Here is a 15881-nt window from a genome sequence, read left to right on the forward strand (position 1 = left end):
TCCGTTCGCAGCCGCCGTGCCGCTCCGCCGTAGCCATCGCGCCCTCGTCGTGCGATTCGGGGGCTGACCGAAGGAATACCGCCTCTCCGTGAGGCCTGACCTCGCAACCGGCGATGTCGATCTTCTCCTTGGTCTGTCGAAGCACCGAGGGGGTGAAGCTCATGTCCGCTCAGAAGCGATGGACGCCCGTCTGTCGACCCGTATCGCGGCATGCATATGGCTACGCGATCGCCCTGGTTACATCCCCGTTACGCGCCAAGGGCGTCTGATGGCGGGCGTAGCCTTCTTCGATATCGACAAGACGCTGTGGCCGCGCGTCGGCGAGAAGGCGCTGGCGCTTCATCTCATCGCCAACGGCGGCCTCGCCCTGCACCAGTTCGCCAAGATCATCGGCGTGCAGATGCGTCACGATCTGCACCTGATCGACACGCTCGACACGGCGAAGAGGAAGATCCTGTCCGATCTGTTCGCAGGTCGGGCCGTGGCGCCGAGCATCGACGTCTGCGCGACCTTGTTCGAGAGCGATTGGAGCCGGTCCTTCTTTCCGGACATGCTGGCGCAGGTCGATCGCCATCGCCGGGCCGGCGACAAGATCGTCGTCGTCTCGGCCACCATCGACGTGATCGCCCGGCAGGTCGCGGCCTTTCTGAAGGCGGACGCCTGCTACGCCACCGTGCTCGAAATGCGCCAGGGGCTCTATTCGGGCGAGGTGCTGGGGCCGATCCCGTTCGGGCCTGCGAAGGCGGGTATCGTCATGGACTATGCCCGCAGCCAGGGGATCGAGCTCGATCGCTGCTACGCCTACGGCGATCATTGGGAAGATCGCCACATGCTGAAGATCGTCGGCCATCCCGTCGCGATCAATCCCGACAAGAAGCTTCTGCGGCACGCCCGGCGCCACAACTGGGAAACCCGGATTCTGACGCCGCCGCGCTTCTCGCGGCTCCGCCGCACCGGGCGATCGATCCTGAACCAGACGGGGAGGAGCGCGTGACCGAGCCGATGCCGTCTGCTGTCCGACCCGCTGCAGCGAAGCCTGTCGACGCCAAGCCCGTGGACGCCAAGCCCGCCGAGGCTAAGCCGTCCGCGACGAACCACGACATCACCGACCAACTCGTCTATCCGCTGCTCGCCCGGCTGGTGGCTCACATTCCGCCGGAGGTGCACCCGAACGTGCTGACCGGTGCGGCCATCACGAGCGGTCTCGTCGCCTCCGCCGCCCTCGCTTTCTCGGCCGGGCCCGCGTCCTACCTTGCCTGCGCGGCCCTGCTCGTCGCTTGGATCCTTCTCGATTCCTGCGACGGCATCCACGCCCGCCGCACCGGGCAATGCAGCGCGTTCGGCAGCTTTCTGGACCATTTCGGCGACGCCTTCGCCTTCTTCGTCCTGCAGGCGGCGATCCTCTACCGGTTCGATATCCGCGAGCCTGTGGTGTTCGGTGCGATGTTGCTCCGCCAGGCGCTCGGCTGCTGGACCTACGTCATCCGCGGCTACGCGGGCCACCTCTACATCACACGGCTCGGCTGGAGCACGGAGATCTACGCCTATACGGCGTTGATGATCGCCCTCTTCGTCGCACCGACCTTTCATATCGGCTTCGGACCCCTGCCGAACCTCAATATCCTCGAAGCGGCCCTGCTGATCTATTACGTCGCCGTGCCGCTCACCCTCCTCGAAATCGGATGGATGGTCTTCCGCGCCAAAGCCGGCGGCGCCGAGGCCGGCCGCGTCTCGGCACCCGCCGTCGACTGAGCCGGACCGATCGGACTCGCGCCGTGCCGCGCACCATCCACCGACGACCGCACCGTGAAGGAACTTGGACCGTGAAGAAGACGACCCAACTCAAGACCATGCTGCGGGGCAAGGGGCTCGACTTCCTGTGTGAGGCGCACAACGGCATGAGCGCCCGCATCGTCGAGGAAGCCGGCTTCAAGGGGATCTGGGCGAGCGGCCTGACGCTCTCCGGTTCGCTCGGCGTGCGCGACAACAACGAGGCGAGCTGGACGCAGGTGCTCGAGATCGTCGAGTTCATGAGCGACGCCACCCACGTGCCGATCCTGCTCGATGGCGATACCGGCTACGGCAACTTCAACAATCTGCGCCGGCTGGTCTCCAAGCTCGAATCCCGCCAGATCGCCGGCGTCTGCATCGAGGACAAGCTCTTCCCGAAGACCAATTCCTTCATCGACGGCGAGAGGCAGGGACTGGCCGACATCGAGGAATTCTGCGGAAAGATCAAAGCCGGCAAGGACACCCAGCGCGACGACGACTTCATCATCGTCGCCCGCACCGAGGCCTTGATCGTCGGGGCCGGCCTCAAGCAGGCGCTCGCCCGCGCCGAGGCCTATCGCAAGGCCGGGGCGGACGCCATTCTCATCCACAGCAAGAAGCGCTCTCCGGACGAGATCGAGGCCTTCATGCGCGAATGGGGCGACCGCCATCCCGTGGTGATCGTTCCGACCACCTATTATTCGACGCCGACCGCGCGCTTCGAGGCCCTCGGCATCTCGCTGATCATCTGGGCGAACCACATTCTCCGCTCCGCCGTGTCGGCCATGCGCAGGACGGCGGAGGATATCCGCAAGCTGCAATCGATCGCCGCCGAGGAAGACAGGATCGCCCCGGTCGCGGAGATCTTCCGGCTTCAGGGCGCCAAGGAATTGCAGCAGGCGGAGGAGCGATATCTCCCGCGCGAGCGCTCCGCAGGCGTCGAGCCGCGCGAGGTCGCCGCCCGTGCCCGTGACGCCATGACCGACCGAGCGCTCGCCGAGCCCTCCGAGGTGCTGTCGTGATGGAAGGGAAGGTGTTGCTCGAAGGGATCGCGAGCATGCCGGACGGCGAGACCATGAGCACTCGCCTCGATCTCGATGGCGCGACGGACGATGCCGCGGCGGAGTGGCAGCCATGATCGACACCCTCCGCTTCGGCGACGTCCTCCGCGACCTCGGGTTCGGGGTCTTCGCCGGCGTGCCCTGCTCGCTGTTGCAGCCACTGATCAACTTCGCCAGCAACAGCCTCGATTATGTTGCGGCGACGAACGAGGGCGAAGCGGTCGCGATTGCCTTCGGCGCCGAGTTGGGCGGATGCAAGTCAGCGGTGCTGTTGCAGAATTCCGGCGTCACCAATGCGCTGGCCCCGCTCACGTCGCTCACCAACATCTGCGAGATCCCGATCACCGGCTTCGTCGGCTTCCGCGGTGAGCCGGGCGTCCCGGACGAGATCCAGCATCGGATCATGGGGGCCATCACGGCGCAGCTTCTCGAGATCAGCGGGGTGATCGTCATCCCTCTGGCGACCGATCTGCCCGCCGCGGCCCGGCAATTGGCGGAGGGCGAGGCCCATCGGCGCGCCGGCCGGTCCGTCTTCTATCTGGTCTCCAAGGAGACCTTCTCGCCTCTCGATCTGGCGCCGGTGCCGGCGCGCGTCTACCCGGCCGGCACGGTGACGACGTCGCCGGCCCCGCCGTCCCCCTTGCCGCCCCGCCACGACGTGCTCCGTGTCTTCTCGGCCCATAAGCGGCGGGACACGGCGCTGCTCGCGACGACGGGGATGTGTGGGCGCGAGCTCTTCACCATCGAGGATGCGCCGAACCATTTCTACATGGTGGGCTCGATGGGCTGCGTCTCGTCGATCGCCCTCGGCCTCGCCCTCGCCCGGCCGGACCGCCGGATCGTCGCCCTCGACGGCGACGGGGCGCTGTTGATGCGCATGGGCAATCTCGCGACCAACGCATTTCACCGGCCCGGCAATCTCCTCCATGTCCTGCTCGACAACCGATCCCACGATTCCACCGGCGGGCAGGTGACGGCGTCCGCGGCGATGGATTGGACCGCCATCGCGCGGGGCGCCGGCTACCCGCGGGTGATCGCGACCTCCGATCTCGGCGAGATCGCGGCCGTGTTCGACGGGTGGCTCGCCGATCCGGACCTGACCTTCCTCCATATTCCGATTGCGCCGGGTTCGCTGTCGCCGCTCGGCCGGCCGACGGTCACCCCGGCCGAGGTGGCGCGGCGATTGCGGGATTTTCTGGCACGGAATTTTCTGGCATGAGCGTCGACACAGCCATCATCCTGGCGGCTGGGCTCGGCAGCCGCATCGCGGAATTCTCCCGCACCGCGCCGAAGGGCTTCATCCCGATCGCCGGCCGGCCGATCGTCGAACGTTCCATCGAGATCCTCGCCGATCACGGCATCCGCCGCGTCATCATCGGCACCGGATACCGGGCGCACGATTACGAGGCGCTGGCGCGGCGGACCGGGTCGCTCGAGATCGAGTGCGTCCACAACCCGGATTTCGCCGGCTCGGGAAGCCTGGAGACGTTCCTCCGCTGTTCGGTCGGCCTCGAGTGCAGTTTCCTCACGCTCGAATCCGATCTCCTGTTCGATGCGCGGATGATCGGCACCGTGCTCGAATGCCCCGCTCCGAACGTCATCCTGGCCTCCCATGCGACGCACTCGGGCGACGAGGTCTATATCGAGACCGACGATCGGGCCCATCTCGTCGCCCTGTCGAAGGACAGGACGGCGCTGCGCCGGATCGATGCGGAACTCGTCGGCATCTGCAAACTGACCCCGGCCATCCCTGCGGCCGTCGAACGCTGGCTCGCCGCGATGAGCCTGCCGCGCCCGGCTCAGCTTCATTATGAGGAAGGCCTCGCCGGCATCGCGAACACCGTTCCGCTGCCGGTCGAGACCACGCCCCTGCCCTGGACCGAGATCGACACGCTCCAGCATCTCGATCGCGCGGAGGCCCTGATCTGGCCGCGCATCGTCTCGAGGTCGGAATTCTCCGCATGATCCTGCCGCGCAACATTCTCCTCACCCCTGGCCCGGCGACGACCAGCGTGCGGGTCAAACAAGCCCAGGTTGTTGCCGACATCTGTCCCCGCGAGATCGATTTCGGACGGCTTCAGGCCTCGATCGGCGAACGCCTCGTCGAGATCGTCCATGGCCAAGGCACCCATGAAGCCGTGTTGTTCGCCGGCTCCGGTACCTGCGCGGTGGAGGCCTGCATCAGTTCGCTGATGCCGCCCTCGGGCCGGATCCTCGTGATGGTCAACGGCGCCTATGGCGCGCGCATCCGGGAGATGTGCCGTCTTCATCTGCGGCCCGACCAAGTCGTCCTGTCGGAGGTCGGCTTCGATGAGGTGCCCGACATCGGAGCGATCGGGCGGATGCTCGCCGCCGACCGCACCATCACCCACGTCGTTGCCGTCCACCACGAGACCACGACCGGCGTGCTCAACCCGGTCGAGGCACTGAGCCGGACCACCGCCGCGCTCGGCGTCACGCTGATCGTCGATGCCATGTCGTCCTATGCGGGCATCCCGATCGACCTCCGGGAGAGCCCCTTCGACTTCCTGATCTCGTCCTCCAACAAGTGCCTTCAGGGCATGGCCGGGATCTCCTTCGTGATCGGCCGCAGCACCCTGCTCACCCCGCCGCCGGATCATCGCCCGCGGAGCCTCTACCTCGACCTCTATGCGCAGCATCGCGGCTTTCGCGACACGCTGCAGATGCGCTTCACGCCGCCCGTTCAGGTACTCTATGCGCTCGATGCGGCGCTTGACGAATATTTCGAGGAAACGGGGGCCGAGCGTCACGCCCGCTACAGCCGCTGCTGGGACACGCTCGTTCACGGCATGCAGGAGATCGGGTTCGCGCTCGCCGTGCCGGATCTGCCGCAATCGAAGCTGCTGACGACCTTCCTGAGCCCGCGCCATCCCCGCTTCAGCTTCGCGGCCATGCACGATGCGCTGCTCGCCGAAGGCTTCACCATCTATCCCGGCAAGGTCGGCGAGATCGACTGCTTCCGCCTCGCCAATATCGGCGCGATTGACGTGCCCGACATCGTCGCGTTCTTGCGGGCGCTCCGCCTCTATCTCAAGACGCAGTCGATCGACCTGAAGTCGACGGAACGCACCCCCTTGGTGAAGGTCTCGTGACGCGATGAACATCGGCAAACTTTACGATCAAAGCGTCGCCGGCACCTACGATCGCGACGAGCGCGGCCTGCTCACCGGTGCCCGCGCGCTCGCCTTCGAGCATATCCGGACGGCCGTCCCCGCCCCGGCGGTTCGTTCCATCCTCGACCTCGCCGTCGGCACCGGAGAATCCCTCGTCGCGATGCGGGGGCTCTTTCCGCAGGCGTCGCTGAGCGGCATCGACCTCTCCGAGGAGATGTTGCGGATCGCCGCGACGAAACTGCCCTTCACCGCCATCCACGACGATGTCGGCAACACCGAGCGCCATTTCGCGCCCGCCAGCACCGACCTTCTGTTGATGCACTTCCTGACGACCTTCATCGACGGCGCTGACATCGTGGCGCGCACCGCGCGTCTGTTGCCGCCGGGCGGGCATTATTCGATCGTCGGCAGCACCTTGGAGGCCTTCCCGCGCATCTCCCTGCTGGCGCGGATGCTGCTCGGCGACGACTTCATCCGCGAGAAGAACCCGGCGCCCGCCGATGCCGAGACCATCGTGTCGTTCCTGACCAAGGCCGGTCTCGAGATCGTCTCGGTCGAGCGGTTCATCAAGGCGGTCGCCTTCCAGTCCTTCGAGGAGCTCATCGAGTTCGGGATGACGTCCGGGTTCTTCGCCCACGTCATTTCGCATCTCGACGAGGCGCAGCTCGCCGCCCTTGCCCGCGTCGAGGGGGTGTTTCCCCTGGCAGACCATTATTGCGCTTGTGCCGTCCTGGCGCGTCGGCCGGCGTGACCGATCGCGGAATGGCGCGCGACGACCTCCCGAGCGACGCCGCTGCCACTTCTGCTCCCGCGCACACGGCGCGCTGGCCCTTCGTGCTCCATTGCGTGACCGGCGCGAGCGCCGCGGCGTTCGACGTCCTGCTCAAGAACGCGGTCATCGTGTTCTTCGCCTTCCGCGCCGGCGCGCCGGGGCAGGAGCTCGGCCTCGTGGCGGCGCTCGCCTGGGTCCTGTTCATGGCGCCGTTCTTTCTGTTCTCCGCCCACGGCGGCTATCTCGGCGATCGCTTCGACGCCAAGCCTCTCGTGGTCGGCTTGCGCTGCGTCGATCTCGCCATCGCGGCGGCGGCCGCCTACGGCTTCGAGACCGGCAACGGCGTGCTTCTGCTCGCGCTCATCTTCGCCAAAGGCACGACCGCGACCCTCTACAGCCCCGTCAAATATGCGCTGGTGGCCGATCTGCTGCCGCAGCGCGCCCACGGCATCGGCTATGCGCTCGTCGAGGCCGGGTCGATGGCCGCGATCCTCGCCGCGACATATCTCGGCGCTCTCCTCGGCGCCGACCCGGATCACGGCCGGATCGGCCTGGTGATCGTGACGCTGGTCGGCATCTCCCTGGTCCTCACAGGGGTCGGCCCCGGCTGGCCCAAGACCGGCCCGCGGCCGCCGCCGCTCGGGCTCGACCCGGTCCGTCCAACGCTCGAGATCCTGCGTCGCGTCCTGCAGGATCGGCGGCTCCTGGCGGCGATCCTGGCGCTCGCCTGGTATTGGGGGCTCGGGGCGGTCTATCTCTCCAACGTGGCCGTCCTGGTGCGTGACGTTTTGCATCGCGACGAGAGCACCATCGCGACGATCCTCGTCGTCTTCACCCTCGGTTGCGGGCTCGGCCTCGCCGCCGGCGCGATCGTCAACCGCCGACCGCTGGCGCGCCACCTGCCCTATGCGACAGCGGCGCTGATCGTCGGCGCAGGCCTCGATCTCGTCTTCGCGATCCCGCTGTCGCCACGCCGCATGCTCGTCGATTTCTTTCTCGTCGCCGCCTCGTCGGGTCTCTATGCGAGCTATTTCTCCGCGGTGCTCTACCGGTTCGCCCACCGGAGCGCGACGTCCCGCATCTTCGCCGCCAACAACATCGCGAGCGCGCTCGCGATCGTGTCGACCCTGACCCTGAGCACGATCCTTGGCCGCCTCCATTTCCCGGTCGCGACCTGCCTGACGATGTTCGCCGTGGCGACCCTGCCGCTCACGCTGATCGTCGTCCGTCTCCTCGACGCCGATCGCGCCGCCACGTCCCGTCACGCCGCACACCGCTGACGGCGTCTGTCCTCCTGCCCTTCGGTCTGGCTCCCCCGCAACCATCGGTTAAGTGTGGGCAACGCGACTTTGGTCTAACGCCGTCCACTTTACAGCGTGTGAAGAGGCTGCTAGCGTTTGGTCATGTCGTCGGCGAGCGCTGCACCCCCTGACACTGTGAACGACGAGGGTGCGCGCAAGGCCCGCGAAGCCGAGATCGTGGCGGCGCGCCTGAAGCGCTTCAGGCTCGCCCGAAGGTTGTCGCTGCGCCGCCTCGGCGAGATGACGGGGACGAGCGCGAGCTTCCTGAGCCAACTCGAGCGCGGGCGGAGCGGTGCGAGCCCTTCGACGTTGGTCCAGATCGCGGTGGCGCTCGGCATCGGCGTCGCCGATCTGTTCGAGGAAGGCGTCGATGGGCACCACGTCGTGCTCAGGCGCCATCAGCGTCCGGCGCTGCCGGAGAGCGGTGGCTGCCGCAAGACGCTGGTGTCGCAGCGGCCGATGCATGAATTCGAGGTCTATATCGGCGAATTCGACGTCGGTGGATCGACCGGAGACGAATCCTATAGCCACGGCGGCACCCACGAGATGCTCGTCGTGCTGCGCGGCAAGGTCGAGGTCAACCTCGATGCGGCGACGTATATATTGGAGGAAGGCGACAGCATCGAATATGCGCCTTCCACCGCGCACCGGACCGCGAATGTCGGGGACACGCGGGCCGAAGTGATGTGGATCATCGCGCCCGCGACCTCCGCGGCGGACGATCTGAACCGTTACGTCGCCGGGAAAGCGCTCGCGCCCGGACGACGAGAATAAGCGGGCTTTTCGAAGGGGACAGAGATGAAGGTCGGAATTTCCACGGCTCGTTCGGCCGTTCGCTGCGGTATGCTCGCAGCTTCGCTTGCCGCACTGTCGGTGGCGTTCGCCCCCGCGGCGGCGCTCGCCCAGGACAAGCCGGTCGCCGGCGAGGTCAAGGAAGGCTCGCTCAAGGGCAAGACCCTGACCTTCGTCTCCTATGGCGGCATCTATCAGGACGGCCAGATCGCCGCGCTCCAGGACTTCGTCGAGAAGTCCGGCGTGAAGCTCCTCAGCGACGGCCCGACCGAGATCGCCAAGATCCAGGCCCAGGTCGAATCCGGCAACGTCACCTGGGACGTCGTCGACACCGACGACACCCCGCCTTACGTCTTCTGCGGCAAGCTGTTCCAGAAGCTCGATTTCAGCAAGATCGACACCTCCCATATTCCGGCCGGTCAGGTCGGTCCGTGCAGCGTGCCGGCGATGAACTACGGCGTCGTCATCATGTACAACACGGCGAAGTACAAGGATAACCCGCCGAAGGGCTGGCAGGACTTCTTCGATACGGCGAAGTTCCCCGGCACCCGCGCCATCGACGGCAGCGGCAGCCCGGTCCCCGGTCTCCTCGAGCAGGCGATGAAGCTCGACGGCGTCGATATCGCCACGATGACGCCCGCCGACATCTCGAAGGGCATCGCCAAGATCAAGGCGCTCGGCCCCGACACCATCTTCTGGAAGACCGGTGCGGAATCCCAGCAGCTCGCCGAATCCGGCGAGGCCGACATGATCATGATGTGGACCGGCCGTGCCATGACGGCGGTGAAGAACGGCGCCAAGTACACGCCGGTCTGGAACAACTGGCTGGTGGTGATGGATCAGCTCACCATTCCGGTCGGCGTCAAGGACACCGATGCCGCCTATGCCCTGCTCAACGCTTATCTCGGCAAGCATGCCCAGGAAGTGCTGACCGAGAAGACCTCCTATTCGCCGGTCAACGACGAGGCGAAGCCGAAGGTCGATGGTCTCGTGGCCGACTTCCTGACGAACACGCCGGAGCGCCAGAAGGAAGGCTATCACTACAACATGAAGTTCTGGGTCGATAACTTCCAGTCGGCCTCCGAACAATGGTCGGCTCTGATGGCGGGCAACTGAGCCCGTCGCGCCGAGACGTCTCACCGCGCCGTCGCGGGCCGTCGCCCTCTCGGGGGGACGGCCTCGCGCCGGGCCGCGGTGGGCGATGGACCGGGGATAAGCCCGGTCGCGGCGCGCCTCAGATCGACGTGAAGATGATGGCATCGGCCCGGGCGGAACGGGCCTGCGAGGTGGCGGCGTGAGCGCATCCGAGCCCAATCAGTCGAGCCCGTCCGGTCGCCTCGCCCGCGCCGCGCGGCGTCCGGCGAGCAGCGTCTGGCTCACCGTGCCGGCGCTCGCGCTGCTCGCCGGCGTGCTCGTCTATCCGCTCTTGATCGTCTTCCTGCGCAGCTTCTCCGAGCCGCAATGGGGCCTCCAGAATTATACGTGGTTCTTCGGCACGCCGGTGAACCTCGTCGTGCTCCAGCGCACCTTCGAGATCTCCGCCTGGGTGACGCTGGTGTGCGTCCTCTGCGGCTATCCTTACGCCTACCTGATGAGCGCGGTCGGCCCGCGGCTGAGAATGGCGCTGATCCTCTGCGTGCTGGTGCCCTTCTGGGTCAGCGGCGTGGTGCGCACCCTGGCGTGGGTCGTGCTGTTGCAGGATTCCGGCGTCATCAATTCCGTGCTGCGCTGGGTCGGAATCGGCTCCGTGCGGCTGATCCGCACCCAGACCGGCGTCGTCATCGGCATGGCGCAGGTGCTGCTGCCCTTCATGATCCTGCCGCTCTATACGGTGATGAAGGGCATCGATCTGCGCCTGATGCAGGCCGCCGGCAGTCTCGGGGCGCGGCCGTCGCGCGCCTTCTTCCAGGTCTATCTGCCGCTCTCGTTGCCGGGGTCTATGCGGGCGCGATCATCGTCTTCATCCTCGCGCTCGGCTTCTACATCACCCCGGCTTTGCTCGGTGGGCCGCGCAGCACCATGCTCTCGACCCTCGTCCAGACCCAGGTCCTGAGCCTGCTCAATTGGGGCCGCGGCGGGGTGATGGGCGTCGTCCTCATCGTCGCGACCTTCGTCCTCCTCGCCCTCGCCGCGCCGTTGATGCGGCAGCGCCATAAGCAGGGCTCGCGCACCTGATGCAGATCCATACCCGCATCCTTCTGGGCCTGTTCTGCGTCCTGATCGCCATCTGGCTCGTCGCGCCGACTTTGGTGCTGATCCCGATGTCGTTCAACGCCAACAAGTCGCTCGCCTTCCCGCCGACCGGCTTCTCCTGGCAATGGTATGAGAACTTCCTGACTAACCCGGATTGGTCGTCGAGCTTCATGGCGTCCCTCAAGGTCGCCTCGCTCGTGGCGGTGACGGCGACCATTCTCGGCACGCTCGCCGCGTTCGGCCTCGACCGCATGAAGAGCGCCGCGCTCGGCGGCGTCATCCGCGCGCTCCTGATCACCCCGATGGTGGTGCCGGGCGTCGTGCTCGCGATCGGCATCTACGCGGTCTATCTCGATGCCAAGCTCGTCGGCACCCTGCTTGGCTTCGTGCTCGCTCACACGGTGCTCGCCGTGCCCTTCGTCATCATCGCGGTCTCGGCGAGCCTCGAAGTGTTCGACAAAAGGCTCGAAACGGCGGCGGCGAGCTTCGGTGCCGACCGGCTGACGACCTTCCGCACGGTGACGCTGCCTTTGATCCTGCCGGGCGTGCTCTCCGGCGTCCTGTTCGCCTTCGTGACCTCGTTCGACGAGATCATCGTGGCGCTCTTCATCACCGATCCGTACCTGAAGACCCTGCCGGTGCGCATCTTTTCGAGCATCACCCGCGATGCCGACCCGACCGTCGCGGCGGTCGGCACCATCCTCTTCCTGGCGACCTCTCTCATCATCGCCGGCGGCCTTCTTCTCGGCGCCCGGAGAAAGCACTGAATGATGACGACCCCTTCCTCGGCGGCCGCCACGATATCCTCCGCCCCGGCCGGCAAAGGCGCCGCGATCGACATCGTCGGTGTCACCAAGCGCTACGGCTCGTTCGCCGCCCTCGACAACGTATCGCTGCACATCGAGGCGGGCGAGTTCATGACGCTGCTCGGCCCGAGCGGCTCGGGCAAGACGACCACGCTCAACCTCGTCGCGGGTTTCACCGAGGCCACCTCCGGCCGGCTCGAACTCGGCGGGCGCAGCTTGGTCGGCATCCCCGCCTTCAAGCGCAACATCGGCGTGGTGTTCCAGCACTACGCCCTGTTCCCTCATATGAACGTCGGGCGCAACGTCGCCTATCCCCTGAGCCTGCGCGGCGTCGGCAAGGCGGAGCGCGAGCGCCGCGTCGCCCGCGCCCTCGACATGGTGAAGATGGCGGACTTCGCCCACCGCTATCCGAGCGAGCTCTCCGGCGGCCAGCAGCAGCGCGTGGCGCTCGCCCGCGCCATCGTGTTCGATCCGCCGCTGCTCCTGATGGACGAGCCGCTCGGCGCCCTCGACAAGAAGCTGCGCGAGTGGCTGCAACTCGAGATCAAGCGCATCCACCGCGAGCTCGGCACCACCTTCGTCTACGTCACCCACGATCAGGAGGAGGCCCTGGTGCTCTCCGACCGCATCGCGGTGTTCAACCAAGGCCGCATCGAGCAGATCGGCACCGGCCGCGAGCTCTATGACGAGCCGCAGACCTTGTTCGTCGGCAAGTTCATCGGCGAATCGACCGTGCTGCGCGGCGCGGCGCGGGCGGACGCGGGCTCGACCGCGATTACCATCGCCGGCGAGACCGTCTCGGTGCGGCGTCGCCTCGCGGGCGGCGCGGACCCGGTGATGCTGTTGCGTCCGGAAAAGCTCGCGCTCGCCAAGGCCGGCGCCCCGGCCGACGGCCGCAACCGCCTCTCGGGCACCATCGGCGAGGCGATCTATCTCGGCGCCGGCTGGAAGCACGAGGTGCGGCTCGCCGACGGCTCGACGGCGATCGTCCGCTCGTCGCTCAGCGCCGAGACCTTCGAAATCGGCGAGCCGGTCGTCGTCACCTTCGCCGAGGAGGACGTGAAGCTCCTTCCCGACGATGCCCGCGCCGACCTCACCTTGACCTGAGCCCGGGCCTTCGTCTTCCGCCCCGCTTCAACCTCCGCGAGAATCCTCATGGACGCCCAGCGCAACGGCGACGTCTCGTTCTGGTATGCCGATATCGGCGGCGTGCCGGGTTATCGGCCGCCGCTTCCTGGCGACCAGGAGGCCGACGTCTGCATCGTCGGCGCCGGCTACACGGGCCTGTGGACCGCCTACTATCTGCGCAAGGCCGATCCCTCGCTGCGGATCGTCGTCGTCGAGCGGGAGTTCGCCGGCTTCGGCGGGTCCGGCCGCAACGGCGGCTGGCTCTCGGGCGGGTTCGGCTGGTCGCGGGAGAAATATCTCAAAACCTCGACGCGCGGCGGCGTCGTCGACATGCAGCGGGCGATGGCCGGCACCGTCGACGAGGTCATCGCGGTCGCCGCGGCCGAGGGCATCGATGCCGACATCCGCCGCACCGACAACATGAGCGTCGCCGTGAACGCGGCCCAGCTCGCCCGCGCGAAGGCCGAATACGAGGAATTTCTCGCCTGGGAGATGCCGGCCGAACGCATCGAGATGATCGGCGCGGCCGAGGCCCGGGCGCGCATCGCGATCCGCAACGTGCAGGGCGCCTTCATCATCCACGACATGGCCCGGGTGCAGCCGGCGAAGCTGGTGCGCGGTCTCGCGGCGACCGTCGAGCGGCTCGGCGTGCCGATCTACGAGCAGACCGAGGTGACGCGCCTCGAGCCCGGCCGCGTCACGACGCACCGGGGCACGGTGCGGGCGCCGATCGTCGTCCGCGCGACCGAGGGCTTCACGGCCGGCCTGCCCGGCTACGAGCGGGCGATCCTGCCGCTCAACAGCGCCCTCATCGTCACCGAGCCGCTGCCGCAATCGACCTGGGACGAGATCGGCTGGAACGGCTACGAGCTCCTCGGCGACACCGCCCACGCCTATTGCTACGCCCAGCGCACCCGCGGCGGGCGGATCGCCATGGGCGGCCGCGGTGTCCCCTATCGCTTCGGTTCCAAGACCGACGTGCGGGGCCGCACCCAGCAGGCGACGATCGATCAGCTCCACGGCATCCTGACCCGGCTGTTGCCGCAGGCGGCTAAGGCGCGGATCGACCATGCCTGGTGCGGCGTGCTCGGCGTACCGCGCGATTGGTGCACGAGCGTCGGGCTCGATCCGAAGACCGGCATCGGCTGGGCCGGCGGCTATGTCGGGCTCGGGGTGTCGAGCTCCAACCTGTCGGGCCGCACCCTCTGCGACCTCATTCTGCGCCGCGACACCGCCCTGACCCGCCTGCCCTGGGTCAACCGCTCGGTGCGGCCGTGGGAGCCGGAGCCGCTGCGCTGGCTCGGCGTCCATACGATGTATCAGCTCTATCACCGCGCCGACGCCCGCGAGGATGCCGGCCTCACCCAAACCTCGCGTCTCGCGACCTTCGCCGACGCCATCACCGGACACTGACGCGGCCCCGTGCCGGTCTCTTCCCTCTCGCCTTCGCCGAGCCTTTGCAGAGCCTTCCGATGATCGATCTCGACACCTTCGCCGACGCCGCCACCCTCGATCTCGGACCGCCCGAGCCGAAGCCGACCTCGCTGAGCGGCGATCAGATGGAGGCGGCCAAGGCGCTGTTCACCTCCGAAGACGGCCTCGTCGAAGTCGGCGTGTGGGAATGCACCCCGGGCCACTTCACCGCCGACCGCACCCGGTCGTCGGAGATCTGCCACATCATCTCCGGCCGCGCGTCGCTCGCGCGCAAGGACGGCGAAGTCCGCGAAGTCGGCCCCGGCGACGTCCTCGTGTTGCCGAAAGGCTGGACCGGCGCCTGGACCATCCTCGAAACCACCCGCAAGCTCTACGTCATCCACCGCGACGCCGCGTGAGCGGCCGGATGCGATGATCCCGGCGGCTACGACCGCCGCTCGACGCCGCCATTGTGCCAACCTCACCGACGCCCGGCCTTGGACGAGGCTTCGGAGAGCCACATGCCGGCGACGATCGCCAAACCCTGGACGATCAATTGCCAGGAGGTGGCGAGCCCCATCATCTTGGACGCCTGATCGAGCTGCATCACGAACAGCGACGCGCCGAGCACGGCGACCATGCTGCCGATGCCGCCGCTGATCGCCGTCCCGCCCAGGACGGCGGCGGCGATCGGCGCGAGAAGGTAGGGATTGCCGACCTCGAGCGTCGGATTGCGGATGAACCCCGAGAGAAGAACCGCGAGCACGCCATAGAGCAACGAGGCGAGGATGAAGGCGCCGCCTTGATAGCGGGTGGTGCGGATTCCGCAGGCGTGCGCGGCGCGCGGGTTGGCGCCCACGGCCTCGAAACGTCGGCCGGCGAGGGTTTTGCGCAGGCCGATCGTCAGGATGGCCATCACCGCGACCGCGAACCATGCGGCGACGGGAACGTCCCACAGGTGGCCGCCCGCGAACGAGGCGAGGCCGAGCGGCACCTTGGCCTCGGCGGCGAGACCCTGGCGGTACCAGAGCGTCACGCCGCCCACGATCGCGCCCGTCGCAAGCGTGACAACCAGCCCGTTCATCCGCAGCACCGCGACGAAGAAGGCGTTGATCGCGCCGATCGCGACCGCGGCGAGGAGCGCCGCGGTGATGGCGAGCCAGAGCCGCTCGTCGTTGCCGTGGGAGACGCCGAGGAGAACGGCACTGGACAGGGCGACGATGCTCGGCACGGAGAGATCGATGCTCCGGGCCATGAGCACCAGCGCCTGTCCCATCGCTGCGATGGTGAGAAAGGCCGCGAAGGGCAGCACCGTCTGGAGCGTGATCGGAGCGACACTGCGCGGCAGCAGGACGGCGCAGATCGCCCCGAGACCGGCGAGAGCGATCCAGATGGCGACGAAGCGCATGGGCAGGCGCGGAACGGCGAGGCCTTTTCGCGCCGCAAAATCGGGCGCCGCCAGGTTCGTGGAGACGTGCACGGTGAGGACTCCCTGTCCGGAGGGGGGACGG

The 15881-nt window shown here is 67.5% G+C and carries 15 protein-coding genes and 1 pseudogene; 15 read left to right on the top strand and 1 reads right to left on the bottom strand.

The window, feature by feature from the left end; all coding sequences use genetic code 11:
* Positions 1–268: 268 nt before the first annotated feature.
* The 15 genes and pseudogenes from F0357_RS19940 (at position 269) to F0357_RS20010 (ending at position 14789) form a co-directional block, all read left to right on the top strand.
* Entirely contained in the window at positions 269–994 is a 726-nt protein-coding gene (locus F0357_RS19940; RefSeq protein WP_208948496.1) for an HAD family hydrolase, read from the top strand.
* Positions 991–1752, top strand: a complete 762-nt coding sequence (locus F0357_RS19945; RefSeq protein ID WP_153488426.1) for a CDP-alcohol phosphatidyltransferase family protein — start codon at positions 991–993, stop codon at positions 1750–1752. Before F0357_RS19940 ends, F0357_RS19945 begins: the two co-directional genes overlap by 4 nt.
* A 71-nt stretch (positions 1753–1823) precedes the next feature.
* Positions 1824–2792, top strand: coding sequence for a phosphoenolpyruvate mutase (aepX, locus tag F0357_RS19950; RefSeq protein ID WP_312861748.1), 969 nt, complete (start codon positions 1824–1826; stop codon positions 2790–2792).
* A 112-nt stretch (positions 2793–2904) separates the two neighbouring features.
* Positions 2905–4050: a phosphonopyruvate decarboxylase gene (gene aepY / locus F0357_RS19955; protein WP_153488437.1), complete on the top strand. Its 1146-nt coding sequence runs from the start codon at positions 2905–2907 to the stop codon at positions 4048–4050.
* Positions 4047–4796, top strand: coding sequence for a phosphocholine cytidylyltransferase family protein (locus F0357_RS19960; RefSeq protein WP_153488440.1), 750 nt, complete (start codon positions 4047–4049; stop codon positions 4794–4796). The genes aepY and F0357_RS19960 overlap by 4 nt, the downstream gene beginning before the upstream one ends.
* Positions 4793–5944 (top strand): 2-aminoethylphosphonate aminotransferase, encoded by a 1152-nt coding sequence (locus tag F0357_RS19965; RefSeq protein WP_208948497.1) that lies wholly within the window; start codon positions 4793–4795, stop codon positions 5942–5944. The genes F0357_RS19960 and F0357_RS19965 overlap by 4 nt, the downstream gene beginning before the upstream one ends.
* Positions 5945–5948: 4 nt before the next feature.
* Complete coding sequence (locus F0357_RS19970) at positions 5949–6716, top strand: methyltransferase domain-containing protein (RefSeq protein ID WP_153488443.1); 768 nt, start codon at positions 5949–5951, stop codon at positions 6714–6716.
* 11 nt (positions 6717–6727) lie between these two features.
* A complete protein-coding gene (locus F0357_RS19975; protein WP_153488446.1) occupies positions 6728–8017 on the top strand; it encodes an MFS transporter in 1290 nt (429 codons plus the stop codon).
* 156 nt (positions 8018–8173) lie between these two features.
* The gene (locus tag F0357_RS19980; protein ID WP_312861749.1) at positions 8174–8812 is read left to right on the top strand and encodes a helix-turn-helix domain-containing protein; all 639 of its coding nucleotides are present in this window, start codon (positions 8174–8176) and stop codon (positions 8810–8812) included.
* Between the two features lie 69 nt (positions 8813–8881).
* Positions 8882–9946: an extracellular solute-binding protein gene (locus F0357_RS19985; RefSeq protein ID WP_153488451.1), complete on the top strand. Its 1065-nt coding sequence runs from the start codon at positions 8882–8884 to the stop codon at positions 9944–9946.
* Positions 9947–10124: 178 nt separating this feature from the next.
* A pseudogene (locus tag F0357_RS19990) lies at positions 10125–11005 on the top strand (ABC transporter permease).
* Positions 11005–11790 (top strand): ABC transporter permease, encoded by a 786-nt coding sequence (locus F0357_RS19995; RefSeq protein WP_153488454.1) that lies wholly within the window; start codon positions 11005–11007, stop codon positions 11788–11790. Before F0357_RS19990 ends, F0357_RS19995 begins: the two are co-directional and overlap by 1 nt.
* Positions 11791–11793: 3 nt before the next feature.
* The gene (locus tag F0357_RS20000; protein ID WP_153488818.1) at positions 11794–12936 is read left to right on the top strand and encodes an ABC transporter ATP-binding protein; all 1143 of its coding nucleotides are present in this window, start codon (positions 11794–11796) and stop codon (positions 12934–12936) included.
* 48 nt (positions 12937–12984) lie between these two features.
* Complete coding sequence (locus tag F0357_RS20005) at positions 12985–14370, top strand: NAD(P)/FAD-dependent oxidoreductase (RefSeq protein ID WP_153488458.1); 1386 nt, start codon at positions 12985–12987, stop codon at positions 14368–14370.
* A 59-nt stretch (positions 14371–14429) separates the two neighbouring features.
* Positions 14430–14789 (top strand): cupin domain-containing protein, encoded by a 360-nt coding sequence (locus tag F0357_RS20010; RefSeq protein ID WP_153488461.1) that lies wholly within the window; start codon positions 14430–14432, stop codon positions 14787–14789.
* Between the two features lie 62 nt (positions 14790–14851).
* On the opposite strand, the gene F0357_RS20015 is transcribed toward F0357_RS20010, so the two are convergent.
* On the bottom strand, positions 14852–15850 hold the full coding sequence (locus F0357_RS20015) for an ABC transporter permease (protein ID WP_312861750.1): 999 nt from the start codon (positions 15848–15850) through the stop codon (positions 14852–14854).
* Positions 15851–15881: the final 31 nt, after the last annotated feature.

This window comes from Segnochrobactrum spirostomi (genome assembly GCF_009600605.1).
GTDB classification, from domain to species: domain Bacteria; phylum Pseudomonadota; class Alphaproteobacteria; order Rhizobiales; family Segnochrobactraceae; genus Segnochrobactrum; species Segnochrobactrum spirostomi.

Bases quoted from the DNA above. Each gene is read 5' to 3' on its own strand.
- F0357_RS19940 (WP_208948496.1), top strand. From the start codon at position 269: ATGGCGGGCGTAGCCTTCTTCGATATCGACAAGACGCTGTGGCCGCGC.
- F0357_RS19970 (WP_153488443.1), top strand. From the start codon at position 5,949: ATGAACATCGGCAAACTTTACGATCAAAGCGTCGCCGGCACCTACGAT.
- F0357_RS19975 (WP_153488446.1), top strand. From the start codon at position 6,728: ATGGCGCGCGACGACCTCCCGAGCGACGCCGCTGCCACTTCTGCTCCC.
- F0357_RS20010 (WP_153488461.1), top strand. From the start codon at position 14,430: ATGATCGATCTCGACACCTTCGCCGACGCCGCCACCCTCGATCTCGGA.
- F0357_RS20000 (WP_153488818.1), top strand. From the start codon at position 11,794: ATGACGACCCCTTCCTCGGCGGCCGCCACGATATCCTCCGCCCCGGCC.
- aepY (WP_153488437.1), top strand. From the start codon at position 2,905: ATGATCGACACCCTCCGCTTCGGCGACGTCCTCCGCGACCTCGGGTTC.
- F0357_RS19995 (WP_153488454.1), top strand. From the start codon at position 11,005: ATGCAGATCCATACCCGCATCCTTCTGGGCCTGTTCTGCGTCCTGATC.
- F0357_RS19985 (WP_153488451.1), top strand. From the start codon at position 8,882: ATGCTCGCAGCTTCGCTTGCCGCACTGTCGGTGGCGTTCGCCCCCGCG.
- F0357_RS19965 (WP_208948497.1), top strand. From the start codon at position 4,793: ATGATCCTGCCGCGCAACATTCTCCTCACCCCTGGCCCGGCGACGACC.
- F0357_RS19960 (WP_153488440.1), top strand. From the start codon at position 4,047: ATGAGCGTCGACACAGCCATCATCCTGGCGGCTGGGCTCGGCAGCCGC.
- F0357_RS20005 (WP_153488458.1), top strand. From the start codon at position 12,985: ATGGACGCCCAGCGCAACGGCGACGTCTCGTTCTGGTATGCCGATATC.